Source organism: Dyadobacter sandarakinus (assembly GCF_016894445.1).
In the GTDB taxonomy this organism is placed as follows: Bacteria; Bacteroidota; Bacteroidia; order Cytophagales; family Spirosomataceae; genus Dyadobacter; species Dyadobacter sandarakinus.
Genome location: NZ_CP056775.1, coordinates 289,742 through 315,851, shown reverse-complemented (window position 1 = coordinate 315,851; position 26,110 = coordinate 289,742). Strand labels below are relative to the sequence as shown.

Annotated in this window: 25 protein-coding genes; 9 read left to right on the top strand and 16 right to left on the bottom strand. The window is 49.1% G+C overall.

The features are described from left to right. Positions 1-8: 8 nt before the first annotated feature. The 3 genes from ppk1 to HWI92_RS01190 all read right to left on the bottom strand — a co-directional run bounded on the left by ppk1 (position 9) and on the right by HWI92_RS01190 (position 4,226). Entirely contained in the window at positions 9-2,105 is a 2,097-nt protein-coding gene (ppk1, locus tag HWI92_RS01200) for a polyphosphate kinase 1 (protein WP_204660388.1), read from the bottom strand. Between the two features lie 173 nt (positions 2,106-2,278). Next, positions 2,279-2,920: an orotate phosphoribosyltransferase gene (gene pyrE / locus HWI92_RS01195; protein ID WP_204660387.1), complete on the bottom strand. Its 642-nt coding sequence runs from the start codon at positions 2,918-2,920 to the stop codon at positions 2,279-2,281. A gap of 1 nt (position 2,921) precedes the next feature. Then, positions 2,922-4,226 (bottom strand): hemolysin family protein, encoded by a 1,305-nt coding sequence (locus tag HWI92_RS01190; protein ID WP_204660386.1) that lies wholly within the window; start codon positions 4,224-4,226, stop codon positions 2,922-2,924. 101 nt (positions 4,227-4,327) lie between these two features. On the opposite strand from HWI92_RS01190, the gene HWI92_RS25470 reads away from it, so the two are divergent. Beyond that, the gene (locus tag HWI92_RS25470) at positions 4,328-5,011 is read left to right on the top strand and encodes an NUDIX hydrolase (protein WP_204660385.1); all 684 of its coding nucleotides are present in this window, start codon (positions 4,328-4,330) and stop codon (positions 5,009-5,011) included. Between the two features lie 5 nt (positions 5,012-5,016). Here HWI92_RS25470 and coaD read toward each other — a convergent pair whose 3' ends face one another. The 4 genes from coaD to HWI92_RS01165 all read right to left on the bottom strand — a co-directional run bounded on the left by coaD (position 5,017) and on the right by HWI92_RS01165 (position 7,450). After that, entirely contained in the window at positions 5,017-5,499 is a 483-nt protein-coding gene (gene coaD, locus HWI92_RS01180) for a pantetheine-phosphate adenylyltransferase (protein ID WP_204660384.1), read from the bottom strand. Between the two features lie 10 nt (positions 5,500-5,509). Continuing rightward, a complete protein-coding gene (locus HWI92_RS01175) occupies positions 5,510-6,415 on the bottom strand; it encodes a DUF3822 family protein (RefSeq protein ID WP_204660383.1) in 906 nt (301 codons plus the stop codon). Between the two features lie 19 nt (positions 6,416-6,434). Continuing rightward, entirely contained in the window at positions 6,435-6,932 is a 498-nt protein-coding gene (locus tag HWI92_RS01170; RefSeq protein WP_204660382.1) for an NUDIX domain-containing protein, read from the bottom strand. Positions 6,933-7,027: 95 nt separating this feature from the next. Next, positions 7,028-7,450: a CBS domain-containing protein gene (locus HWI92_RS01165; protein ID WP_374757910.1), complete on the bottom strand. Its 423-nt coding sequence runs from the start codon at positions 7,448-7,450 to the stop codon at positions 7,028-7,030. 156 nt (positions 7,451-7,606) lie between these two features. Here HWI92_RS01165 and HWI92_RS01160 point away from each other — a divergent pair, with 156 nt between their 5' ends. Then, the gene (locus HWI92_RS01160) at positions 7,607-9,034 is read left to right on the top strand and encodes an ATP-dependent DNA helicase (RefSeq protein ID WP_204660380.1); all 1,428 of its coding nucleotides are present in this window, start codon (positions 7,607-7,609) and stop codon (positions 9,032-9,034) included. On the opposite strand, the gene HWI92_RS01155 is transcribed toward HWI92_RS01160, so the two are convergent. Then, complete coding sequence (locus HWI92_RS01155) at positions 9,019-9,990, bottom strand: L-threonylcarbamoyladenylate synthase (RefSeq protein ID WP_204660379.1); 972 nt, start codon at positions 9,988-9,990, stop codon at positions 9,019-9,021. The genes HWI92_RS01160 and HWI92_RS01155 overlap by 16 nt on opposite strands. Before the next feature lie 260 nt (positions 9,991-10,250). Between HWI92_RS01155 and HWI92_RS01150 the strand changes: the two genes are divergently transcribed. Together HWI92_RS01150 and HWI92_RS01145 are read left to right on the top strand one after the other, a co-directional pair. Continuing rightward, positions 10,251-11,990, top strand: coding sequence for a GMC oxidoreductase (locus HWI92_RS01150; protein WP_204660378.1), 1,740 nt, complete (start codon positions 10,251-10,253; stop codon positions 11,988-11,990). A gap of 32 nt (positions 11,991-12,022) precedes the next feature. Next, a complete protein-coding gene (locus HWI92_RS01145; RefSeq protein WP_204660377.1) occupies positions 12,023-12,661 on the top strand; it encodes a gluconate 2-dehydrogenase subunit 3 family protein in 639 nt (212 codons plus the stop codon). A gap of 73 nt (positions 12,662-12,734) precedes the next feature. Here the strand turns inward: HWI92_RS01145 and HWI92_RS01140 are convergent, their stop codons facing one another. The 5 genes from HWI92_RS01140 to folP all read right to left on the bottom strand — a co-directional run bounded on the left by HWI92_RS01140 (position 12,735) and on the right by folP (position 17,949). Then, positions 12,735-14,348 (bottom strand): ABC-F family ATP-binding cassette domain-containing protein, encoded by a 1,614-nt coding sequence (locus tag HWI92_RS01140; protein ID WP_204660376.1) that lies wholly within the window; start codon positions 14,346-14,348, stop codon positions 12,735-12,737. A gap of 129 nt (positions 14,349-14,477) precedes the next feature. Next, on the bottom strand, positions 14,478-15,755 hold the full coding sequence (locus HWI92_RS01135) for a beta-propeller fold lactonase family protein (protein ID WP_204660375.1): 1,278 nt from the start codon (positions 15,753-15,755) through the stop codon (positions 14,478-14,480). Positions 15,756-15,914: 159 nt separating this feature from the next. Beyond that, positions 15,915-16,175, bottom strand: a complete 261-nt coding sequence (gene rpsT / locus HWI92_RS01130) for a 30S ribosomal protein S20 (protein WP_204660374.1) — start codon at positions 16,173-16,175, stop codon at positions 15,915-15,917. Between the two features lie 85 nt (positions 16,176-16,260). Further along, positions 16,261-17,064 carry a diadenylate cyclase CdaA gene (gene cdaA, locus HWI92_RS01125; RefSeq protein WP_204660373.1) on the bottom strand — a complete coding sequence of 268 codons (804 nt, stop codon included), beginning with the start codon at positions 17,062-17,064 and terminating at the stop codon, positions 16,261-16,263. A 21-nt stretch (positions 17,065-17,085) separates the two neighbouring features. After that, the gene (gene folP, locus HWI92_RS01120; protein WP_204660372.1) at positions 17,086-17,949 is read right to left on the bottom strand and encodes a dihydropteroate synthase; all 864 of its coding nucleotides are present in this window, start codon (positions 17,947-17,949) and stop codon (positions 17,086-17,088) included. An 85-nt stretch (positions 17,950-18,034) separates the two neighbouring features. Between folP and HWI92_RS01115 the strand changes: the two genes are divergently transcribed. The 3 genes from HWI92_RS01115 to HWI92_RS01105 are packed head-to-tail and all read left to right on the top strand — an operon-like array spanning position 18,035 to position 20,225. After that, complete coding sequence (locus HWI92_RS01115) at positions 18,035-18,580, top strand: DUF1599 domain-containing protein (protein WP_204660371.1); 546 nt, start codon at positions 18,035-18,037, stop codon at positions 18,578-18,580. Between the two features lie 31 nt (positions 18,581-18,611). Continuing rightward, on the top strand, positions 18,612-19,703 hold the full coding sequence (locus HWI92_RS01110; RefSeq protein WP_204660370.1) for a BT_3928 family protein: 1,092 nt from the start codon (positions 18,612-18,614) through the stop codon (positions 19,701-19,703). 18 nt (positions 19,704-19,721) lie between these two features. After that, positions 19,722-20,225, top strand: a complete 504-nt coding sequence (locus tag HWI92_RS01105) for a shikimate kinase (RefSeq protein ID WP_204660369.1) — start codon at positions 19,722-19,724, stop codon at positions 20,223-20,225. 56 nt (positions 20,226-20,281) lie between these two features. On the opposite strand, the gene HWI92_RS01100 is transcribed toward HWI92_RS01105, so the two are convergent. Then, a complete protein-coding gene (locus HWI92_RS01100) occupies positions 20,282-21,844 on the bottom strand; it encodes an OmpP1/FadL family transporter (RefSeq protein WP_229248686.1) in 1,563 nt (520 codons plus the stop codon). A 110-nt stretch (positions 21,845-21,954) separates the two neighbouring features. Further along, positions 21,955-23,265: a hypothetical protein gene (locus HWI92_RS01095; protein WP_229248684.1), complete on the bottom strand. Its 1,311-nt coding sequence runs from the start codon at positions 23,263-23,265 to the stop codon at positions 21,955-21,957. 198 nt (positions 23,266-23,463) lie between these two features. Here HWI92_RS01095 and proS point away from each other — a divergent pair, with 198 nt between their 5' ends. Beyond that, positions 23,464-24,939 carry a proline--tRNA ligase gene (gene proS, locus HWI92_RS01090; protein WP_204660368.1) on the top strand — a complete coding sequence of 492 codons (1,476 nt, stop codon included), beginning with the start codon at positions 23,464-23,466 and terminating at the stop codon, positions 24,937-24,939. 56 nt (positions 24,940-24,995) lie between these two features. Further along, complete coding sequence (locus HWI92_RS01085) at positions 24,996-25,427, top strand: FKBP-type peptidyl-prolyl cis-trans isomerase (protein WP_204660367.1); 432 nt, start codon at positions 24,996-24,998, stop codon at positions 25,425-25,427. Positions 25,428-25,479: 52 nt separating this feature from the next. On the opposite strand, the gene HWI92_RS01080 is transcribed toward HWI92_RS01085, so the two are convergent. Next, positions 25,480-26,109, bottom strand: coding sequence for an AlbA family DNA-binding domain-containing protein (locus HWI92_RS01080; protein WP_204660366.1), 630 nt, complete (start codon positions 26,107-26,109; stop codon positions 25,480-25,482). Position 26,110 lies beyond the last annotated feature (1 nt).

Genomic DNA, 26,110 nt, shown 5'->3' with positions numbered 1-26,110 from the left:
AAACTGCATTACTCTGTTTTCCTGACCGGACCGGTTCTCTCGATCTTTTCTACCAGGCGGTAGTTTGCCTCCTGAGCACGTACCTTCCCGCGGGTATCGTCCTGTATCCGAAGGTTGTTCTGGTACAGATCCAGCCGCACCGACTTCTGGTTGTCGTTGACATAATTGCGCAGTACCTGCCGCATCTGGTTTTTCAAGTTTTCATCGAGTACCGGGAAGCAGATATCAATGCGGCGATGCAGGTTGCGATGGGTCCAGTCGCAGGATGAAAGAAAAATTTCATCATTCCCGCGATTGGCAAAATGAAAAATACGCGTATTCTCCACGTAGCGGTCAACATGCCGGCTCACTACGATATTGTCGCTGATCGATGGTAAACCCGAAATCAGACCGCAGCTTTCACTCACAATAACCTGTACAGGTACCCCGGCCTGCCCCGCCTGGTAAAGCTTGTCGATCAGAATATGATCCTGCAACTGGTTGATCTTGATCGTTACAAAGGATTTTAGCCCGGCATTACAATTGGCAATTTCCCGGTCGATCAGGTCCAAAAGCCTGCGCTGCAGATTAAATTGTGTAATGCTTAAAAAGTTAAAAGGCAGGTACCTGTACTTTTTGGGCTCATCCTGGGTGGACAGGTACCCAAACAGGAGTTCCAGCTCATTGGTCAGCTCGCGGTGACTGGTCAATAATGCATGATCGACGATTTCCCGGCTTGTCAAACGCTGAAACCCGCCCGTTCCCAGAAATGCATACCGCTCCCAGCCTTTCTGTACCTTCCGTTTGACCAGGGCTACCTTGGCATGTACCTTCAGACCGGGCTCGCTGAGCATGATCTTCACACCTGCATCGCGCATTTTCCGCGACCATTGCAGGTTTTCCTGGATGTCAAGCTTTGTATTCAGCTCCACGTAAGTAGTCACGCGCTTTCCATTGCGGGATGCACTGATCAGCGAGTTCAGCAAAAATGAGCTTGCGCTGATTTTGTATAATGAAACATGAATTTCGCGCACATGCGGATCAATCGCAGCCTCATTAAAAAACCGGGCTATGGGTTCGTAGGAGTGATAAGGCAGGTGCAGCAGCTGATCGCCTTTCTGCAAAGACTCAAAGATAGACAGCGAATCATCCTGATCCTGCATGGGTATCGGCTTTTGATACGGATAGTCCATCCGGCGCGACAAGGCAGGAAAACCGGCGAGATCAGGCATGTGAACGTAATGCCCGCGCTCATAAAATTCATTCATCGGAATGCCGGCTTTTTCGGCCAGGTACTGACGGATATAAAGCGGCATTCCCGACTCGAAGAAGTACTGTGCCGGCAGCACAAAATTCCGTTTTTCCAGTTGTTTAAGAATCCGCTGGGCAAGTTGTGCCGGATGTTCGTCCTCGATCATGAGCTCCGTATTACGCTCCGCACGGATACCGTAACTTTCGAGGATCTGATAGCCGGCAAACAGGAGCGAAAGGTTTTCACGAACCACATCGTCGATGAAAGCAAAGTGGCGGCGGCCATCGAGCTCGGGAAGTTCAATAAACCTTCCAAAGTGATCCGAAGGCACATTCACCAGCGCATACCAGTCTTCTTCCGGACTTTCCCAATGCTGCATCCGCACAATCAGGTAAATCTTATGTGCTTCGAAAAAGGGGGTTTTGACACTGCGGCGGCTATCGAGAAAAACCGGCTGAAGATGCCGGAAAAGCTTTTCAATATAAAACTTGCGGATAAAACCCAGGTGCTCGGGCGCTAATGCCTCCCGGTAATACAGATGCACCCCCTGTTCATGCAATGCAGGCAGCAGGCTGCCGGTCAGTATGTCATTGAACTCCCGCAGCTGGTTGTCCACGGTTTCAAAAACATGTTCCAACAGGGAGTCGGGAAAGAGGTTAAGCTTGTTGCGGATATCATTGCTGACCTCGCCCATCGCCAGCAGGTTGGGGATTCTTACCCTGAAAAATTCCTTTGTCTGGTAGGCATAATGGCCCAGAAAACGCAGGCGTTCCCGCACCGGTACCGTTTCATCATTGGCTTCCAGCAACAGGCGGTAATTGTTGGATAGCCAGCTAAGATTCGTGTCAAAGTATGGAAACGCGACGTCTATCATCTTATGTGGTGCAGGAACAATTTGTGCACAATATAGGCACAATTGACAGGCAAGAACATCCCGGGGCCCAACAAAAAAAGTTAGCGGCGGACAGAAGCTGCCCGCCGCTACCAGCGAAAATCATCCTGATTGTACTGTCCGCAGCATCCTGAACGGACACCGCAACGTGGTCCCTAGCGACCCCAGCTTTCCGGAGCAAGCCGCCAGGCGGCCAGACTTTCCAGCTGCGAACCATCAATATACTGGTGCTCCAATGCCGTATCAATCAATGCATTGTAGTTGCTCACCGTAGTCAACTTTACATTTTTATTTTTAAAATTCTGCTCGGCAATTTCAAAACCATAAGTAAAAATCGCCACCATCCCTGCAATTCCGATTCCGGCTTCGCGCAGTACATCCACAACTTTAAGCGAGCTTCCGCCGGTTGAAATCAGATCTTCAATGATCACGACGGGCTGGCCGGGTTCTAGCCTTCCTTCGATCTGGTTTCCCATACCATGTTTCTTAGGTTCGGGCCTGACGTAGGCAAACGGAAGTTCAAGCATGTCGGCCACAAGTGCACCCTGCGCGATACCACCCGTAGCTACGCCGGCCACTGCCCGGGCTTCCGGGTACACGTTCCTGACAAGTTCTGCAAGCTGTTTTTTGATGTAGGTACGCGTGTCGGGGTAAGACAGTGCCACCCTGTTGTCGCAATAAATAGGTGAAAGCCAGCCGGAGCTCCATTGAAAAGGTTTTTCAGGGCTCAGCTTGATCGCGCGGGCTTCCAGCAGCAGCTCTGCCACCCTTTTTTCTACATTCCGTTCTTCGAGCATGTTATTCTTCCGAATCTTCTTTTTGATTGTGATTGTATACCAAAAGCTTGTCGATGCGGCTACGGTCCATGTCCATCACCTCAAAATCGAACTGCTTCCATTTAAATTTTTCTCCTGTTCTCGGGATGTTTTCAAGAATATGCAGCACAAAGCCGCCCAGGGTATTAAAGCCTGTCAGCTCCTTGCGCTCGGACTCCGGAATGTTAATACTGAAATAATTCAGGAAGTCGTCATACGGCAGTTGGGCGTCGATCAGGTAGCTTCCATCATCCCGCTTCACGATCTCGAATGCCTCTTCCCTATCCTCCGAAATGTCGCCGACGAGCGCGTCCATGATGTCGTGCATGGTAAGTACCCCTAGGATTCCGCCATATTCATCGACAATAATACCGAAGTAAACGCGCTGCTCCTTAAACTTTTCAAGCGCCTGGTAAGCCCGGTTACTTTCGGGAAGGTATACCGGATCTTTCAGCACCGACTGCAAGGCAGCCAGCTGAGCTTCAATATCGGTTGCGATCAGGTCTTTTACATAAACAAGGCCAACTACGTCATCCACCGTACCGCGGCAGACCGGGTAAACCGAGTGGCGCGTTTCGAACATTTTAGCCTTGTTCTCTTCCATCGTGTCTTCCAGGTCGAGCCAGACGATTTCCTGCCGGTTGGTCATCAGCGAGGTCACCCGCCGGTCGCCCAGCTGGAATACATTGTGTACGATTTCCTGCTCTATTTCTTCAAAAACACCACCGGAAGTACCTTCCTGTATCAAGCTCTTGATTTCTTCCTCGGTCACGGAATTTTCACTTGGCCGTATGTTCATCAGCCTGATGATAAGGTCGCTCGACAAGCCCAGCAGTGCAATAAAGGGTGCAGTAAGCTTGGAAAGCAGGTTCATGGGCGTAGCCATCACCTTGGAGATACCCTCAGGATTGGCCATACCGATCCGTTTGGGAACGAGCTCACCGAGTACAAGCGAAAGATAAGTTATAAACACCAGCACCGCGCCCACTGCCAGTGAATGTGCATAGGGCCGGAACAAGGCCACCGACGATACCATCTGTTCGAAATGCGCAGTGATGTTGTCGCCGCTGTACATACCCGTCAGCAGCCCTACGAGGGTGATACCGATCTGGACAGTAGACAGGAACCGGGTGGGTGAATTGGCAAGGTTCAATGCAGCTTTCGCACTTGAATCACCATTTTTTGCAGCTGCTTCCAAACGTGATTTCCGGGACGAAACCAATGCTATCTCAGACATTGAAAAAATACCATTGAGAAGCACAAGAAGTAGTATTATCAGGAGTTCCAAGAACCTTGTATTTGATATCAGTACAAATTTATCAATAATAATCTCTGTCGAAACTAAACTCTTTACTTAATTTTGGCCCTATTTAACGTACCTTTTATACAATGACCATCTTCTTCGACGACCGCCCATTTAAAATTGTACGGGCTAGCAGGCTCAGCCAGGCCGAAAGTGCGGCGTTCGACCGTATCGTTGATCTGAGACTTGAAAAGCTGCAAAAAGGCATGCTTTCCGGACATGTTCTTTTCCTGAATGCTACATTTTCTGCGGCACGCCAGGTCATTCACATGCTGGAACAGGAACCCCCTAAGGAGCTGCTCTCCATTACTTTGGCAACGCGCGAAAAGGCGGATATGGAAGAAAAAATCAAGGGCTTGTATAAAGTTGTGAAGGCTGCCGGCGGCGTAGTTGTGAAGGACGGCAAGTGGCTGTTTATGTACCGCCGCAAAAAGTGGGACCTGCCGAAAGGCAAGCTCGACAAAGGAGAAAGCTCGCGCACTGCCGCCGCCCGTGAAATAGAAGAAGAAACAGGCGTGAACGTGGCATTAAGGGAGAAAATCTGTACCACCTGGCATACCTATGCTCTCAACAATAACCGCATCCTGAAACGCACCAAGTGGTACTTATTTGACTGCGTGAATGATGCTAATATGCAGCCGCAGGCCGAAGAACAGATCGAAAAGCTGGAATGGTGCAACACCGAGGAGATCAAGGCCGTGCTGGTGAACTCGTACAGCTCCATCCGGTACGTAGTGGACAGTCTCCGTAAAATGCAGAAAGTAAAATAATCAGCTCAGTTTTCCTTGTTCAGCTTGTTGAGTTCCGATAAGGAATAAGGCAAAAAGTTATCCACGGGCTGCCCGTAGCGGTGCAGGTCGCGGATAATGCTGGAACTGATGGGTGCAAAATTGGGCGACGTAATCAGGAAAACAGTTTCAATTTCTCCATACAGGTAGCGGTTCACCTGTGAAATGCCGTTTTCATACTCGAAATCGGTGGTATTCCTGAGTCCTCTCAGCAAAAAAGTAGCGCCGAGCTCGCGTGCGGTATGTGCGGTAAGATCATCGTAGGTGACCACGCTCACTGCGGGATGTTTGTCAAATGTGCGCTCAATGAGTTCCCGCATCACCTCTATGGAAAAGTAGCGCTTCTTGCTGGCGTTGTTACCGATACCGATCACAACTTCGTCAAAAAGCCTCAATCCCCGCATCACAATGTCCTCGTGGCCCTTGGTAAACGGATCAAAAGACCCGGGAAAAAGTGCTATGCGCTTCATAAAACAATAACTAGGATGAGAGCAGGTAGGTATTAAAAAGACCAAAATACTTGTGCCCGGGCACATCCGCACACTGCCCGCTGTATTTCAGTGTGGTAGGCCCCTTGCCGATCTGCAAATTGGGAAAAAATCGCGAAAGCTCTGCAAAGGTTTCCGAGCCCGCGGTTACATCTCCATAACCGATCACCTTGATTTCCTCCGGCAGCAGTTCGAGCTGGTTCAGGGTAAAAAGAATGATATAGGCCAGCTCCTGCACGGTTGAAAAACGGAACCGGTTGCAGAAAAGCAGCTGCTTGCTTTCACTGACAACCAGAAAAAAGTTGTCTTTTTCAAAATATACAGACACGATCCGCAGCTCTTCGTATTCGGCATGACTTACCAGCGCACCGATGATCAGCGGGCCGGTCAGGTGATAAAATGTGATATTGGACGTACCAAAGTGGTTGATCATCCATTCGTGCCAGGCCTGAGGCACGCTGAAAACATTTTGTGCATGTACCAGCGGTACTTCATGGTACAGAACTTTTTCGCCGGCCGGAATTGCGGTACCCAGCGCAAAAGAAAGGTAATCGGTCACAGAGGCCGGATCAAAAATCAGATCGGGAATGAGGCTGAATGCCGCTGAGTTAAACGAAATACGTACATTTTTCCAGCTTTGCCCCGACCAGCGCGTGTGTGCGGAAAAGATCTTTTTCAGTTTTTCAAATACATCCGACGCTTCCAGTATCCTGTCAAAACTGTAATCTTCAACCCATATCAGCTCCATTTTTTCATCCCGCACAATACAGAAGCGGATATGCCGGTCGTCGAGCTCAATGCACAGCGTACAAAAAGGAATGCTACCTGCGTCAAAAGAACTGTCGCCTACCAGGAGCGTGGGCATGATTTCAATGACCTGGTTTTCGTTATTTATCACTGCGGAAAGTTATACTATGTTACAGATTACCGGTTTTTGCCGAAATGAATGCAGGTAGTGACCCGATTTCATCCAGACTGCCGACCAGGCTGAAAATACGGTGAAGCTGATTTGGAGAAAAAGCACTCAGCTCATCCCAATCCCTAAAACCTACTGCTTTAATGACCTGGCTTTCGGGTGATAACTCAGGATCAATCCCGGTTTTCAGCGTTCCCCGAATGATGTTTACCTCGAAAAAAAGCTCCACGCCATGCAGGGTTCCGGCAATATGTTCATGTACGAACATTAATCGGCCCACAGCTATTTCCAGGCCGGTTTCTTCCACGAACTCGCGTCGCAATGCTTCCTGTGCAGACTCGCCAAAGTCAACACCACCTCCGGGCGGGACCCAGAAATGCCCTCCGTACAGTGCGTGATCGACCAGTAAAATACGTTGATTTTCAATGCAGATACCGCATACGCGAACCCGTACCTTGCCCCCGTACAAACCCCTGACCTCTTCGTTAACTATCTGCAAAGCGCTTTTTTTTCGAACGGCAAAGATAAACAATGCGCTAAAATAGGCAAGGTAAGGCCGTTTGAAGACGTAATCTGAAAAAAGAATGAAAATGCTCAGACGTAGGGCACGCCTGCAATGTAGCTTTCGAGGGTGTTGATGTGCTCTTTCTGCTCGCTGATAATGGCAGATACAATGTCATTGATGGAAATGATACCCACCAGCTTTCCCCCGCGGTTGACGGGCAAGTGCCGGATATGCCGGTCCGACATGATCTGCATACATTCCTCAATCTTCTGGTCAATTTCGACCGTGATCACGCGGCTTGTCATTACATCGCCGATGATGGTATCCCGCGAAGCACGGCCCTGCAGCACGACTTTTCTGGCATAATCCCGCTCAGAAAATATCCCGATCAGCTCGTCATCCTCAATCACCAGCACCGCACCGATATTCTTTTCAGCCATCAGTTCCAGTGCTTCGAAGACTGTGTTGTAGCTCGTAACCGACCAAAGGGCATTAATGGGCTTTTTGCCCATGACATGTTGTACTTGCATAATGTCCGGAGTTTGGGATTGGGAATAAACAGCATGGTAATTTAGAAATTAATCGTACTTAAATGCAATAAAATCCAGCTATATTTTTGTTCGTCAAACCATACTTTGATATTCCGAAATCCGGGATTAGTTTCGTTTATGGATACCGAAAAACTACTGCCTTCCCAGCTCCTGCGAAAGCGTTTCCCTTTCAGGCCGACTGCGGGGCAGCTTCGTTTTTTCGAGCAGACCAATGATTTTCTGCTTGAAGAAAAAGGTCTGGAAAGGTACCGCGATTGTTTTTTGCTGAAAGGATATGCAGGTACCGGCAAAACGACGATCATCAGTACCCTGATCAAGGTTCTGAAAAATTTTGGCTACAAATCGGTACTCCTCGCTCCTACCGGCCGCGCGGCCAAGGTGATGTCCGGCTACTCGGAAAAACCTGCGCTGACCATCCACAAGAAAATTTACAAGCAGATAGCGGACGCATACACCGGCAGCCTGGCATTTCAGCGGCAGAAGAATTACCACGATAACACTCTTTTTATCGTGGATGAAGCTTCTATGATCACCGATGAGGCCGATTTTGGAAACCGCAGCCTGCTAGCTGACCTGGTGGAATTTGTTTTTCAGAATCCCGGCAACAAGCTGATGCTCGTCGGTGATACGGCCCAGCTACCTCCCGTGGGTAAGGACACCAGTCCTGCCCTGGACAAGGATTATATGGAAAGAACATTCTATATGTCTGTGTTTGAGGAAGAGCTGCGCGAGGTCATGCGCCAGGACGAACTGTCAGGGATCCTGTTCAATGCAACCCAGCTGCGGGACCAGCTGAATGCCGAGCCCCCGGTGATCAGCATCAAAACCCGCTCGTTCCCCGATGTTTTCAAAATGAAGGGAGACAAGCTCGAAGAAGGGCTCCGGTACACTTATGATAAATTCGGGCAGGAAAATGTCATTATTCTCACGCGGTCCAACCGTACGGCTGTCCAGTACAACGAGTACGTCCGGCGCATGATCCATTTTTCCGAAGAAGAACTCGATGCCGGTGACCGCCTGATGGTGGTGCGCAACAATTATAATATCCTTGATGAGGATTCGCCGGCCGGCTTTATTGCAAACGGAGATTTTGTAGAACTTTTGAAAATCCGGAAAACGCAGGAAATGTATGGTTTCCGTTTTGCAGACGTAACCCTGCGGCTGACTGATTACGAAAAGCAGCCCGAATTTGATGCCAAGATCTTCCTGGACACCCTCCATTCGGCCTCACCTTCCATGTCGAATGAAGACAATAAGAAGCTTTATGAAAGCGTGCAAGAGGATTACTTTCATATCAAATCAAAAAAAGAGCGGGCTGAGGCCCTGCGCAAAGATCCGTATCTGAATGCATTGCAGGTCAAGTTTGCCTACGCACTTACCTGCCACAAATCGCAGGGCGGGCAATGGAGCGCAGTGTTTATTGACCAGGGTTACCTGCCGGAAGAGCAGATCAATACCGAATTTGTCCGCTGGCTGTACACGGCCGTAACCCGCGCCACAGACGAAGTTTTCCTGATGAATTTCCATCCTCAGTTTTTTGCCTGATCATGCTGCGGCGCGGCAGCCCGCTGCAGCCGGTCGTTGATAGCAGCTCCAAGACCTGCAACAGGTACCTTCTCTGCATAAATCGTTGCAATATCCAGGGCATCTAGTTCCCGCAGGCAGGCAAAAAGGTTATGTGCCGCCTCGTGCATATTTCCTGAGGGGCTCAGCAGCCGCTGGTACTTCGTATCGCGATCGTTCAGGTATTGGTCAAAAAGAAGATATCCACATTCGCCGTGCCCAGGTGTGAAACTTTCCCTGTTTCCCAGGAAAAGCGGTTTTCTGGGAGCATAATGGCTTTTTAACATGCCGGGCGCAGCCGGGTTGGACGAACTATGGGCGGTCACGTTCACGGCACCGATTACCTTCTCGATTTCGTCTACAGCCAGACCGCCCAGCCGGTACACCGTGGCTTGTCCGTCTTCAAAACCAACAATGGTTGACTCAATGCCTACCCTGCTCGCTCCACCGTCGAGAATGTAGGGGATGCGGGAGCCGAGCTGTGCATTGACATGGGCCGCGGTAGTAGGACTGATATATCCGAAAGGGTTGGCGCTTGGAGCAGCAAGGGGAAAATCCAGTTCTTTCAGCAGGTCCAGCAGCAGGCCATGCTGCGGAATCCGAACTGCAACGCGGTCAAGGCCTGAGGTTACGAGGTCGGGAACAATGGATTTTTTGGGTAAAAGCAGCGTGAGAGGCCCGGGCCAAAAGCGCTGCGCAAGTGCGAGCGCAGCCTCCGGAATCTCCGAAACATATTGGTGCACCTTTTCAAGTGAGTCCGTATGAATAATCAGGGGATCAAAAGACGGGCGGTTTTTTACTTCAAAAATGGAGAGGACAGCCTGCTCGTCGAGTGCATTGCCAGCCAGTCCATACACGGTTTCGGTAGGAATTGCCACCAGCTCCCCGCGGACCAAAAATGCTTTTGCAAGCCCGATATCATTGCTAATTGTAGCCAAGTTTCCTGTTTTTTTAGATACAAAAATACATTCATTCAGGTAAACCCGTGCATGCATTTGCGGTAAAGAAGGAAATGAATGCCTCCCAAACCTTGAAACACTGATTTGTATTTTTCAAGTATTTACAATGCTTACGCGCCGAGCAGTATTCATTTAGATTCGTTTTAAATAAACATCAAAAATACGCTCTCACGCATGTAGTACCCGATCGGTGGTTATATTTAATGAATAAATAGCATTTTCTAAACTGTCCCTTTACTATGTTTCAAATCAAAGAACAACCTACCGTGTATGATGTCTGCATCATAGGATCAGGAGCGGGAGGAGGAATGGCAGCGTATCAACTTGCGAAGGCTGGTGCCAAGGTGGCCCTGCTGGAAGCAGGTGGATATTTTGACCCTGCCGATCCCAAATACATCACACAGTTGAAATGGCCCTGGGAATCTCCACGGCGCGGAGCTTCCAACCACCGGCCTTTTGGTGACTTCGATGCGGCATGGGGAGGTTGGGAGATAGATGGTGAACCGTACACACATAAAAACGGAACACAGTTTGACTGGTTCAGGTCGAGGATGCTTGGCGGCCGTACCAACCACTGGGGCCGCATTTCGCTGCGTTTCGGACCGAAAGATTTCAAAAGAAAAAGCATTGACGGCCTCGGTGACGACTGGCCGATCGGATATGACGATGTTAAGCCATACTATGACCAGGTAGACAAGCTGATCGGCGTTTTCGGGACTGTGGAAAACATGGATAATGAGCCGGATGGTATTTTTCTGCCTCCGCCCAAGCCACGTCTGCACGAGCTCTTTTTAAAGCAGGCGGGTAAAAAGGTGAACATCCCGGTGATTCCGTCCCGCCTTTCCATTCTCACCAAACCTATCAACGATCAGCGTGGGGTTTGTTTTTATTGCAGCCAGTGCTCCCGTGCATGTCAGGCCTATGCCGACTTTTCGGCTTCGTCCGTATTGTGTATTCCGGCGATCAAAACAGGCAATGTTACGCTGATCAACAATGCGATGGCACGCGAAGTACTCACGGATCCTTCTACCGGGCTTGCTACGGGCGTATCCTACGTGGATCGCGAGAAGCTGACGGAACATACTGTAAAAGCCAAGGTGGTAGTACTTGCAGCCAGTGCGGGCGAGACTGCGCGTCTTTTACTGAACTCAAAATCGGAGCGCCACGCCAATGGTCTGGCCAACTCCAGCGGCGTAGTAGGTCACTACCTGCACGATTCAACCGGCGCATCACGGGGAGCATTCCTGCCCCACCTGATGGATCGCAAACGCTACAATGAGGATGGTGTAGGCGGTATGCACGTGTACACACCGTGGTGGCTTGATAATAAGAAACTCGACTTCCCGAGAGGTTACCACATTGAGTACGGCGGAGGTATGGGTATGCCAAGCTACGGCTTCGGTGCGGGTATTGAAGGTATGAATGGAAAATACCCGACCGCAGCAGGTGTGATGAAACCGGCCGGTGGCTATGGTGCCTCTCTGAAAGAGGATTACAGGCGTTTTTACGGAGCATATGTAGGGATGGCCGGCCGCGGCGAGGCGGTGCCAAACTTTGATAACTACTGTGAAATAGACCCTAATGTGGTTGATAAATACGGTATTCCGGTACTGAGGTTCCACTACAAATGGGCAGATTACGAGATCAAGCAGGCCAAACACATGCATGATACTTTTGAAGAGATCATTCATGCGCTGGGCGGAGTTGCTACCGGCAGCAAACCGGGTGCAGATTCCAACTACGGCATTGCGGCCCCGGGCAGGATTATCCACGAGGTAGGTACGGCACGTATGGGTGATGATCCGAAAACCGCTGCATTGAACAAGTTTTCACAGGCTCATGATGCCAAAAACGTATTCGTGGTCGATGGTGCATCCTTCGTATCACAAGCCGACAAAAACCCGACCTGGACGATCCTTGCATTGTCCATGCGGACTTCGGAGTACATTATCAACCAGGTCAAGCAAAAGAACATCTAGTTTAACGAACCCTGTTTCAACATTCAACATATATGAAACGCAGAGATTCATTAAGAGCTTTAACGCTCAGCTCACTGGGGATCAGCGCATTGAACCCGCAAGTGTCGCTGGCTGAACAGCGCGAGCTGGACACGGCGAATCCGCCGGAAACTCCGCTTAAAATTCCGGGAGGCCGCACCAAAGATGAGGCAATCCGGGATGCAAAGCTGATCAAAGAGAAATTTCTGACCGTGGCAGAGCTTGCGACCATCAAGGTACTGAGCGATATCATTATTCCGGCAGATGACAAGTCGGGCAGTGCCAGCCAGGCGGGCGTACCCGAGTTTATCGAGTTCATCGTCAAAGACATGCCCCAGCATCAAACTCCGCTTCGTGGCGGATTGAAATGGCTGGACAGAGAGTCAGGAAAACGGTTTGGGAAAATATTCACCCTTTGCACCAAAGCCCAGCAACTGCAGATTGTGGATGACATCGCTTATCCCGAAAAAGCAAAACCCATTTACAGCCAGGGCGTTGCATTTTTCAACCTCATGCGGAACCTGACGGCTTCGGGTTTTTACACTTCTAAAATGGGGATTGAAGATATCGGGTATAAAGGTAATACACCCAATGTTTGGGAAGGTGTACCGGACGATGTGCTCAAACAATATGGCGTGAGCTACGATTCCTGAAATGAGGGATCAATAAAAATGGCCTGCAATTTTCAAGTTGCAGGCCATTTTTTATGTAAGCAAAGTTAAAAAATCAATACAGCTTTTGCCGCTGCTGCTTCACTGTTTCGTCTTTCAGGAAATCATCATACGTCATCAGTTTATCCAGAACACCTTTGGGTCCGATCTCAATAATTCGATTGGCAATGGTATGAACAAACTGGTGGTCATGGGAGTAAAACAGCAAACAGCCGGGAAAGTCGATAAGTCCGTTGTTCAGGGCTGTAATGGATTCAAGGTCAAGGTGATTAGTAGGATCGTCCAGCACCAATGCATTGGCTCCCGACAGCATCGTCCGCGACAGCATACAACGCACTTTTTCACCTCCCGACAATACTTTCGCTTTTTTGAGCGACTCTTCTCCTGAGAAAAGCATCCGTCCCAGAAATCCCCGGATAAAGCTTTCGTCCTTTTCTTCCGAGTACTGCCGCAGCCAGTCCACCAGGTTCAGGTCTACGTCGAAAAAGGGCGTAGGATCCTTCGGAAAGTACGATTTCGTGATGGTAACTCCCCAGGTATAATCACCTTTATCAGCCTTCTGACCTTCGGTAATGATGTCAAAGAAGGTACTTACTGCCAGCACATTGCGGCTCACAAACGCAATTTTATCGCCTTTGTTAACATTAAAGCTCAGGTTACTGAAAAGTGGAGTACCATCCTCGGCTTTCTTGGACAAACCTTCGACCCGCAGGAGCTGGTCCCCTACTTCGCGCTCGGACTTGAATGCGATATAAGGATATTTACGCGAAGACGGCTTGATATCGTCCACAGTCAGTTTTTCAAGCAACTTCTGACGGGAAGTCGCCTGCTTTGACTTGGATGCATTTGCGCTGAAACGGCGGATAAATTCTTCAAGCTCCTTGCGCTTTTCGTCCGATTTCTTGTTGGCGTCCTGGCGCTGCTTTAAAGCCAGCTGGCTCGACTCGTACCAGAAAGTATAGTTACCCGAAAAAAGCTGCACCTTGCTGAAATCAATGTCGACCACGTGCGTACAAACCTGATCCAGGAAGTGACGGTCGTGGCTTACCACAATCACTGTATTTTTAAAATCAGCCAGGAAGTTTTCAAGCCAGAGCACGGTTTCAACGTCCAGGTTGTTGGTAGGTTCATCCAGCAGCAGCACGTCGGGATTACCAAACAATGCCTGTGCAAGCAGCACGCGTACTTTATCGTTGGCATTCAGGTCGGCCATAGCTGCATGGTGCTGGCTTTCGGGCAGGCCCAACCCACTTAAAAGCTGGGCAGCTTCCGTTTCGGCCTCCCAACCGTTGAGATCAGCAAACTCGGCTTCCAGTTCTGCCGCTTTTTCGCCGTCGGCATCCGTAAAATCCACTTTCTCATATATTGCTTCACGCTCTTTCATGATTTTGTACAGGCGCTCATGCCCTAAAATCACGGTATCCATTACGGAATATGCGTCAAACTGAAATTGATCCTGCCTCAAAAATGTCATCCTTTCACCCGGGTTCATGGAAACCAGGCCGGTCTGTGGCTCAATTTCGCCCGAAAGGATTTTCAGAAAAGTGGACTTCCCCGCCCCATTCGCACCGATCACGCCATAACAGTTACCGGGGACAAATTTTATGTTTACTTCATCAAATAACACTCTTTTGCCGTACCGCAGCGATACGTTCTGAACCGTAATCATCTTAATTCCTTTTAATGAATGAACCGCAAAAGTACTAAAAACACAGCGATTTCGAATATTTGAATTACCTCAAAAAGCAAACAGGGACAGGCTGCCGGCAACCTGTCCCTGCTGATATGCTCAGAAATGTCATGGTATGATGCGCAGCGTATGCGCACCTTTTCCCACACTTACTCTGGCGCCCTGGCGTTTCAGCGCGGGAGTTTCACCCTTCGTCACCGTCCAGAACTCCACGCCGCCGTTTCCATTCCCGTATTCCATATACTCAAAAACGGATACGGCCAGGTTGCTGCCATCTTTATCGAATGCAATGCCCTGAGGATAAATACCTTCAAACGGATAGTCAGCCACTTTGGAGAGGGCTCCGTCCATTTTGCCTACTTTAAACAACGTCAGTGATGCCCCGGTACCGGCACCTGCTTCCGACCATGCAGCACTGCTTTTACCTGCATTGACAGTTACCAGCAGCCCTCCATCGGGACTCAATGCAAATGCGCCGGCATTCAGGCCCGCTGCTGCCGGAGCACTTACTTTGTGCTCCACTGCCCCATCCATTGAAAAATCCACTACGTAGACATCCGCCGGACCGACATTTTTGCCTGACTGAGCTTTGGTATCCAGTACAAAGTAGTGTTTTCCATCAGGTGAAAAGCGGCCAAATCCCGGTTCACTGCCCACTTTCACTGGCTTTCCCACCAGCTCCACGTTTTTCAGCTTGCCTGCCTCCCGGATTACCTTGTACAAGCCGACTTCCCTGGAATTATCCAGAGTAAATGCAATGTAATCACCCGACGGATGCCAGGTGACGTCAATGATCCTGCTGGAAGAGTCAATGCCTGCGGGCAGATTCAGGAATCTTGAAGGTTTTCCGTCGGGTGCAGCTTCAATGAAAACCAGCTCCTTGCCGGCATCCGAAGTGGACAGGATGAGCTCATTTTTATTCACATCAATTGCCAGCGGCTTTTTTCCGACAGGAAACCCGAACTTGGCTTTGGGCGCTGCCGGATTACTGACATCTACGACAAACAATTTTTCTCCTGCGGGAAATTCTTTGGCAACATCCTTGTATTCGGCAACACCATCCTCGGGCCTAATGCGGCTTTCCAATACATAGGCAAGGCCGCCCGTAGATGCTACTGCCAGTGTTTTGCCATGAGCAAGTACCGAATTAGAAACCAGGGCGCTGCCTACGCCTTTGCTTCCGCGTTCGACCGGGAACTTGATCGCTGTAAGCTGATCTTTCGCAGTATTATCCCTGAGAAGCTTTCCGTCGACCAGTGCCGACGCTGCCATATCTGCATCCGAAATCACGACCAATCCTTTGGCATTGAAAGTAATAGGCGTCTGCGCTGCGGCATCAAACATGCCGGTTGCCGCCATACAGGCCAATAATGCGATTTTTTTCATAAAGATATCGTAGGTTTTAGGGTGGATAAAACAGTTTTATACCAAAGAAACCTTACAAGCCGCTATGCCCTGTAAGGTTTCCGAATTGATATGCCTGTATACAACAAAAAATAAACCCCGATAATTGTATTACCGGGGTTACTTATAAGTAGAAAAGAATTAAGCTGCTGTCAGAGAGTTGACAAACCTAGCCAGTTTTGATTTCTGGTTAGATGCTTTTTTCTTATGGATAATGTTCTTTTTAGCCAGACGATCCAGCATGGACGACACTGTTTTGTAAACCTGTGTAGCTTCTGCCTTGTCAGTAATATCACGCAATTTCTTGATGTATGAACGTGTTGTTTTGTGCTGGTAGCGGTTACGCAGACGTTTTGTTTCGTTGGCGCGAATTCTTTTTAAAGCTGATTTATGATTTGCCATTTTATAAAACTGATTTTCCTCGTTCTGGTTTTGGTCTGCAAAAATAGATATTACGCAGGATATTGCCAAATCTACTCCTGAATATTTACTTCGGCATACGCTGTGCATCCGAGGCGAGGTACTCCTCAATGCGGCTTTCAAGCTCTGCATAGGGAATATTGCTGTGCAGTTCGCCCTCAACGGCCAGTGATATACGGCCTGTTTGTTCAGATATCACAATCACGGCAGCATCGGTCGCCTCGCTCATGCCCATGGCAGCGCGGTGCCTGAAACCAAGTGACGATGGAATATCCACTCCGTCTGCTACCGGCAGTACACAGCGTGCTGCTTTGAGTACCCCGTCCACGATTACTACTGCTCCGTCATGCAATTCACTGTACTGATTAAAAAGCGAAACGAGCAGCGGCTTGGATACGCGTGCATCCAGCAGCTCGCCGGTTTCCACATATTTACTGAGATCGTCCCTTTTATTGAGTACAATCAATGCACCTGTAAAGCTTGCAGCAATGGTTTTGCTGGCATCTACAATTTCTCTCAGGTTTTTTGCTTTCAGATCAAGTACCGAGCTACCAATTACTTTCTTGAGAAAACCATTGTTGGTGTAAATGGTCGATTTGCCGATAATCAGGAGAAAACGCCTGATTTCCTGCTGAAAAATCACGATCAGCGCGACGGCTCCCACCCCCATAAAGTACTGCAAAATAGCCGTCAGCAACCCCAGTCCGAGACCTTTTACGACCAGGTAAAAGACATACACGAACAGGTAACCCAAAAAGACCCGGCTGGCAATACTTCCCCGAACGAGCGTATATACCTGATAAAGAAGAACAGACACCAAAAAAACATCAAGAACGTCAGCCCAGTTGATGTTCAGAAAACCCACACGCATAAAACCAGTATTGTTTTGCGACTAAATTACTATTTTATTTAAATAGCGCGTCGTAGCTGTCCAGAGTTTTACAGCTTCCACCGCGGGCTTCACATCGTGTACCCTTAAAATGGATGCTCCTCTTTCCAAAGCCAGCGTATTGAGCACGGTTGTCCCGTTCAGTGCATGCTCAGCCGTAGTATTCAGTGTTTTGTAAATGGTCGTTTTCCGGGAAAGTCCTGCAAGTACCGGGTAACCCAGCCGTTTGAACTCCGACAATCCTGCCAGCAGCTCGAAGTTTTGGGCAATGGTTTTTGCAAAGCCAAAGCCCGGATCAATGATCAGGTCTGTCACTCCTTTTTGGCGCAGGATATCTACTTTCTGTTGTAAATCTTTCAGTATATCCGGGATCAGCTGATCGTAGTGCGTAAGCTTGTTCATGGTGGCGGGTGTGCCTCTCATGTGCATCAGTACATAGGGTACCTGCAAGTCTGCCACGGTATCAAACATGTCCGGGTCCAGATTGCCGCCTGCCACATCATTAATCATATGTGCTCCCGAATACACGGCCTGCCGGGCTACCATCGCGCGGAAAGTATCTGCCGAAAACAAGGCTTCGGGGAAGTGCCTGGTCAGCACTTCCAATGCAGCGGCTACCCGCTCGCTTTCCTCAGCCGGCTCAATCTCACGGGCACCGGGCCGGGTCGAGTAGCCACCGATATCGAGGATCAAAGCGCCTTCCTGCAACATTTCTCCCGCCTTGTCAACAATCTCCTCCGCAGACTGAACTCTGCTTTGTGCAAAGAAAGAGTCGGGGGTGATGTTGAGGATACCCATTACCACAGGCCCGGACAGATCGAGCAGTCTGCCCCTGATGTTGATCGTTTTTTTGTTAACTTGCGACATATTTTTTCAGCGTCATGGCGGAAAAAGCCTGTTATTTTAACGCATTCCGAACCATCCCTTTAAAGCAGCAAACTTCATGCAGGCAGTGAAATCCACAGAATCCGAGTACCAGGAAATCATTCAGTATTGCCAGGATCTTTTCACAAAAAAAAACAAAGATTACGGAACTTCCTGGCGCATTCTCCGAATTCCCTCCCTCACCGATCAGATTTTCATCAAGGCTCAGCGTATCCGTACCATACAGGAAAAAGGTTCTCAGAAAGTGGCCGAGGATGTATCGTCCGAGTTCATCGGAATCATTAATTACTGTGTGATGGCATTGATCCAGATTAACGCGATCGAGAGCGGGACCAAGATCGCAGATACGGAACTTACCGCATTGTATGATGCGCAGGTTAATGAGGTAAAGTCGCTGCTTTTTAACAAGAACCATGACTATGGTGAAGCCTGGCGCGACATGCGGATCAGTTCGATGACGGACATCATTCTGATGAAACTGCTGCGGATCAAGCAGATTGAGGACAACCAGGGCGTAACGATAGTGTCCGAGGGTGTCAGGGCAGGCTACCAGGATATCATCAATTATTCGGTTTTCTGCCTGATCAAATCCAATGCCCTGCAAACAAACTGACCATTCCTGATAAGGTACAGCACCTGATATAATGAAAGTTCTTGCTCAGATTTCCCGTGTTATCGTCGGCCTCCTGTTCATATTTTCGGGCCTCATCAAGCTGAATGATCCCGTAGGAACGCAGTACAAGCTCGAAGAGTACTTTGAAGTATTTGCAACAGATCTTCCTGCATTGCACGACTTCTTTATGGCACTTGTACCCATGGCATTGTACCTGTCGGTATTTCTGTGTACCGCCGAAGTTGTGCTGGGCATTGCATTACTGGTCGGCTACAAGCCGCGGACTGTCTCCTGGATGTTGCTGACCATCATTGTATTTTTTACTTTTCTTACCTTTTACTCTGCCTATTTCAATAAGGTAACCGATTGCGGCTGCTTTGGAGCGGCGATCAAGCTCACGCCCTGGACTTCGTTCGGCAAGGATCTGTTTCTGCTGGTGCTGATCCTGATTATCGTATACTACCGGAAAAAGTACAAACCCATTCCTACCGGCATCATCGTTGTCTTTTCGACCGTAGCCTGTCTGGGCCTGGCCGTATACGTGCTGCGGCACCTGCCGGTGCTCGACCTGCTTCCCTACCGTGTTGGTGCAAGCATTCCTGCTCAAATGAAGCCGTCGGAGCCGCTGCGCTATTTGTATACATTTGAAAAAGATGGGAAGACTTTTGAGTATGAACAGTATCCGAGTGATACAACACTGAAATTCAAAGAAATGAGCGTGATCAATGAAGAAGCCAAACCCAAGATCACGGACTTTAAAGTATGGAATGATGCCGGGGATTATACCGATTCCTGCTTTCAGGGTAAAAAGCTTTTTTTGATTATCAAAAATCTTACGGACATCAATACCGCAGCCCTGCCCGACATCAACAAGCTGCTCAATGCAGCCGGCAGGCAAGGTGTTGAGCCAATTATCCTGACTTCCGGCAACAGTGATGAGATTAAGCAATTTTTGACCCAACACCAGCTGAGCGTCCCCTACTACTTCGTAGATGCCACCGTCCTGAAAACCATTTCGCGCTCCAATCCGGGTCTCTGGCTTTTGAAGGACGGCATTGTTAAGGGTAAATGGCATTACAATGACACGCCCGACGCTGCAACGATAGTGGATCTTGTTAAATAACCGGAGCTTTTCCTATAAATGAAGAACATAATACTTGTCGGTATGATGTCGTCCGGCAAATCTACCCTCGGCAAAAAGCTGGCGCGCTCCCTGGGTTACACGTTTGTTGATCTGGACAAACTGATTGAAAAGGATCAGCAGGTAGACATTCCTTCTATTTTTACCCAAAAAGGAGAAAGCTATTTTCGTGATGTGGAAAGCCGGCTTCTGAAAACCATTTTGCCCGGGCAGGCAGTAGTACTCGCATCAGGCGGCGGTACTCCGTGCTTTTTTGACAACATGGATTACATTCAAACCCTGGGAGTCAGTATTTTCCTGGATGTACCTGCTCCTGACCTCGCGCGTCGGATCGACAGCCATGCGAAGGACGACCGTCCGATACTTTCGGGTGCAGCTTCTTTATTACAAACCCTTGAACAAAAAATCGAAGAACGCAGGCCCTACTACTCACGAGCGGACATTACGCTTACCGGTGATATCGAAGTGGGGCACCTGCTGGAAACGCTTCGTCCCCTGCTATAAAATGAAAGCACCCCGACCTCAGGCCGGGGTGCTTTCATTTTATAGTCATCATTAAATCAGAAGAAGAAACCTGCAGTTAGAACGACATTCACCGGTTTAGTGGTAATCTCTGCCGATGAGTACTCCTCCACATCGCTCAAAGTATAAGGTGTAAATGCCGATTTGTAGCTGGTATATGTGCCTGTGAGGTCAGCAAAAAACCTGCCGGTACGCACACCCAATCCCGCCGAGAACAGCATTTTGGACCTGTCAATGTCATCAATACCCGAGCGGTAGGGATCAGACAGGTAGGCGATTCCAAGGCGCGCACGCAGGCGATTGACCCGGTACTCTCCTCCAAGCCTGAAGTTGGCCACACTTTTGTAAGTATCCCCGATCTCGGCGTTGGTATTTGCCTTGAAGTCGGCATTATCCGCACTGTTCAAAAAATTGGTACGGACCCGCATGCCGCCGTATCCAACATAATCCACTGTACCGGTAATGAATCCGTTATCATTCACAAAAAACGTCGCTCCCACCGATCCCCGCCATGGACTCGCCAGCCGGTACTCAAAATCATTGGGTGCCACCGCCAGGTTTGTATAATCAGGAGTAATCAAAGTCCCTTCACTACCTGTCACGAGATTGTCTACATACTGAGCACTAACATTCTGATTAAATGTTTCGCGTATTGCGGTGAATGTCGGGCTGGTTAGTGAGCCGCCAAGCTGTACCAGTGGATTAATCTTGTAAATCAGGCCAAAGGCCAGGTTGATTCCGTTACCGGTTACTTTAAGGTTTTCTCCCTGCTGTACCGCAATCAGCTCAGGACTGCTTACATAACGGTCTTCAAAAAGCCGGTCATACTCATACCGGATCCGGCTGAATCCTACGCTACCCCCGATGTACAGCTTGTCATTGTAATTTCCGGCGTAGGCTACATTCCATTGGGTATTTGCCCCGGTAGCATCATACGACCCAAACTGATCGACTGCGCTGTTACGGTCCAATGGATTATAAGGCGGGCCGGAAGCGCTTGTCGGATTGATCAGGTACATCTGGTAATACGCTGCCGGCAACGAGTAGGCGATCGGGCCACCATTGGAAACGTTACTTTCAAAATCCGTTTCGAGCTGGGATACCGTCAGCTTCTGATTGTTCGCATCTTCAATAACCTTATCGAGGTAAGCACTCTTATCATTGCGTGACGAAAAGTTGTAAATACCCTGGAATGACTGTTGGCGTGAAAATGAAATACCCAGCGACGAGCGCTTCCATTTGCGCTGAAATCCGGGCTGGCTCGTGAAGACCATGGATGCATGGGCTACATTGAAATTTGCTTTACTATCGGTACCGGAGCCCGTAATGTAGCGGGTACTAGAGTTCAATGCAGTTACTGCCGGGCTGAATGCAATTTCGGAACGGCTGTAAAAGCCCAGGCCGGCCGGATTACCAAAAATAGAACTGGCATCACCACCGATAGAAGCATGGTTGCCACCCAGTGCCTGAAAGCGGGCAGTACCTGTCTGGTTTATTTCCGAGTAGCGGAGTGCATCAGCAGCATACTGTGCCTTTGTGACTGATGAAGCTGAAAGAGCAGCAAAAAGAGCAAGACTTGTGATGGAGTGTTTTGACAACATGGCTTTCGTTAATTCACTACAAATATTAGAACGTTAATTAAACGAAAACCCTGCAAAATTATGACGTTTCGCAGGGTTTCTTCTTGTTTTAAGACTTAAAAGCGCATTGGTTATCTTGGTCCTCTTGATGATGACCGTGTAGCTCCTCCTCCACCGCCACCACCGCCGGACGGCGCGCTGTAGCTTCTGGATGGTGCGCTGTAACTTGGTGCACTGTATGATCTGCTTGGAGCACTGTAATCAGCGCTACGGCTTGGTGCAGAGTACGTTCTCGAAGGTGCTGAGTAATCAGACTGACTTCTGGAAGGCACGCTGTAAGTTGGCGTGCTGTTGGAAGGTGAGCTGTAACCCCGTGATGAACGTGGTGTAGAATAGCTTCCTGCTCCGTCAGTTGAATAGGTACTGCCTGAGGTACGCGGACGCGAGTAGTACGTATTGTTGCTCTCGCCACGGGTTCCATTGTAATAATCAGCACTGGTGCGGCCGCCTGCCTCTGCAACACCGCCGCGGTTGTAACTGCGGGATGATCTTGGAGATGAATAAGTATCGCTTCCTGCCGAAATTGCATTGCCTGACCTGCGGCTGTTTCTATCACCTGTAGTAGATGCAGCACGGGACGAATTTACAAAGTTGGAATTGTAACGTTCGCTGCTCCTGCTTCTGCTGCCTCCGGATACCACACGCGGACCATAGGTACGGGACACTCCTTTTGCTGAATTGTTAACAATTACCACCGGACTTCCATAAGCCCAAGGGTTGTAACCATAGCCTCCGTAACCTCCATAACCTCCTCCATATCCGTATCCGTACATGCTATCATAACCCCAAGGGCTGTACATGCTGCCATATGGGCTATACATGCTGTAAGGGCTGTATCCCCACGGACTGTAGAAAGGATCGTTAAATCCATATCCCATCATGCTGCCATAACCCATCATACCGCCATATCCAAGCATGGAACCATATCCAAAACCTGCATACGGACGCATACGGAAGGAATTACCCAGCCCAAACTGCAAGCCCATACTTACTGCGCTTCCCGGCCAGTAGGATCCAAATCCACCATATGGATTGTTCATAAAATTGGATGCTGATGCCTGACTGTATCCGTCAGCAAAGCCGGCATTGTATCCTACATCACTACCCACTGCACGCCGTACACTTTTGGAGGAAAGATACGAGTCGTCGTAATAGTCGCTCGTTCCACCTTCGCTGCCTTCTCCTGTATAGGAATAGTCCGGATTGTCCGAACGGGAAAACTGCCGATCTGCACCTCTGTCATTCATCTCGATCCCGGCACCGGAGTTGCCACCGTAGAGGTCGTCATCTCCGTATCCTGATAATGTCGATTGATTTGTGGTACATCCCCAAGCTCCCAGCAGCACTACTAAAGACAAGTATTTTGCTTTGCTTAACATCATGGCTTTAAAGGATTAAAGTTTGTTGCTAATATACATATAAATATCATTCCTATATGATTCCGGAATGACCTAGTCTACTTAGCGTGACAAATTTGTCACTCATTCAAAATTAACATAAAAAACTATCTTTGCAACACGTGCCTTAACCTGGCAATGTGTCATGCTATTCTCCTTTTGTTTTAATAAATAATCCAAATAATGAGTAAATCCTTACCTAAACGGAGTGAAAATTACTCCGAGTGGTATAACGAACTGGTGAAACGAGCAGACCTGGCCGAAAACTCGGCGGTACGGGGTTGTATGGTCATTAAACCTTACGGTTATTCGATCTGGGAGAAAATGCAGCGGGCCCTCGATGACAAGTTCAAAGAGACGGGCCATACCAATGCTTACTTCCCGCTTTTTATCCCCAAATCGTACCTGAGCAAAGAAGCCTCACATGTGGAAGGCTTTGCGAAGGAATGTGCTGTTGTGACACACTACCGTCTCAAGAACGATCCCGAAACAGGAGGCGTAATCGTTGACCCTGACGCTAAGCTGGAAGAGGAGCTGATTGTCAGGCCAACGTCCGAGACGGTGATCTGGAGTACCTACAAAAACTGGATCCAGTCATACCGTGACCTGCCTTTGCTGATTAACCAGTGGGCGAATGTCGTGCGTTGGGAAATGCGCACGCGCCTGTTTCTGCGCACAGCCGAGTTTTTGTGGCAGGAAGGACATACCGCTCATGCAACCCGGCTCGAAGCGGAGGAAGAAGCACGCCAGATGCTGGAAGTGTATGCGCAGTTTGCAGAAGAATGGATGGCTGTACCGGTGGTTAAAGGAGTAAAAACACCCAATGAGCGCTTTGCCGGAGCTGAGAATACCTACTGCATTGAGGCGATGATGCAGGATGGAAAAGCGCTGCAGGCCGGGACTTCCCACTTTTTGGGACAGAATTTTGCAAAGGCATTCGATGTAAAGTTCCAGGACAAGGAAGGAAAGCTGGAACACGTTTGGGGTACCTCCTGGGGCGTAAGTACGCGGCTTATGGGTGCGCTGATCATGGCGCATTCGGATGACAGCGGCCTGGTACTTCCTCCCAAACTGGCTCCCATACAGGTCGTAATAGTGCCGATATACCGCAATGATGAGCAACTCGCCGACATTACGGTGAAGGTGAAGCAGATCATGCAGGAACTTCGCAAGAGGGGTATCAGCGTAAAATATGATGATTCGGATGCTTATAAGCCCGGATACAAGTTTGCGGAATATGAGCTGAAAGGTGTTCCCGTGCGGCTTGCACTGGGCGGCCGTGATCTGGAAAACGGCACCATTGAGGTGGCGCGCCGTGATACCAAGACCAAGGAAACCGTAGCACTCGAAGGCATTGAAGATCACATTCAGGCTTTGCTGGAAAACATACAGGCATCCATTTACAACAAGGCACTGGCATTCAGAGAGGAAAATACTGTGAAAGCCAATTCTTTCGACGAGTTTACCAAAATACTGGACGACAAAGGCGGGTTTATACTGGCGCACTGGGATGGTACCAGCGAGACTGAGGAGAAAATCAAAGAACTGACCAAGGCTACGATCCGGTGCATTCCGCTCGATCAGGAGCACGAGGAGGGTACCTGCATACTGACCGGCAAACCATCCGCCGGCCGCGTGGTTTTTGCACGGGCATATTAATTTTAGCAATCGCGTTGCCGCAGGGCATCATTTATTTACAATCAACTCTACAAGATATGAAGCAGGCAAAGGCAGGCGATCAGGTGCAGGTTCATTATAAAGGAACTTTGCCGGACGGACAACTTTTCGATTCGTCCGAAGGCCGTGAGCCGCTCAGCTTTCAGCTGGGAAGCGGTCAGGTGATCAAAGGTTTTGACGATGGCGTGACAGGAATGGAAATCGGTGATAAAAAAACCATCCATATCCCGAACGAAGAAGCATACGGTCCAATTAATGAAGAAATGGTGATCCGCTTCGATCGCCAGCAAATTCCCGCAGATGTGCCTTTGGAAATCGGCACTACGCTCAATATGCACCAGGACGGAAACGGGCAGGTGATCCCTGTGATTGTACGTGAGGTGACGGAAGAGTATGTGGTACTGGATGCCAACCACCCGCTGGCTGGCCAGGACCTGGTTTTTGAGCTGGAACTGGTCGGTATCGACTAACCCGCATTTCGAAAAATACATGCAAACCGGGTGCAGCGTGCTGCATCCGGTTTTATTTTGCCCATTTTAAGCTATACAGTTCGGGCTTGTTCCGGGTGATTTTCAACAATACCTGCTCCTCCGCCAGCTCCTGCAAAAGACGTTCAGCCCTTTTTTCAGAAATATTGATCATGCGCGAAAAAACCTTTGCATTCACGGCATCATTTTCCCGGAGGTACGTAACCAGCCGCTTTACAGGCTTGGTTTCAAGCAGCCTGGCGACGTTCTCGCTTGCCTCACCTTGCAGCAACAACCGGGGTATGGGCATGCTTTTATCTTTTACACGAACATAAATCAGCGACTTCCGCTGCTCATTGATTGCATAATGAGGCTTATCGGCACTTTCCTCTACGCTGATCAGCATGATCCTTTTTCCATCAAGCATTTCCGAACGTATCCCAATGGTAATCGCCGGCTCGATCAGCTCCATCGTGGCTTTTTCAAGCTTTTGCAACTCCCTGAGCTCCGACTGTACGCCGAGCAGTGCGCGGTTATCCCCTACTCCAATCAGCAAATTGCCTCCTGCAGTATTGGCAAATGAAACAATCGTTTTTGCAATTTTAAACGAACTGTCAATGGTCCGCTTGAATTCAACTGTGAGCCCCTCACCCTGCTGGATCAGCTGAATGATACTTTTATCCATG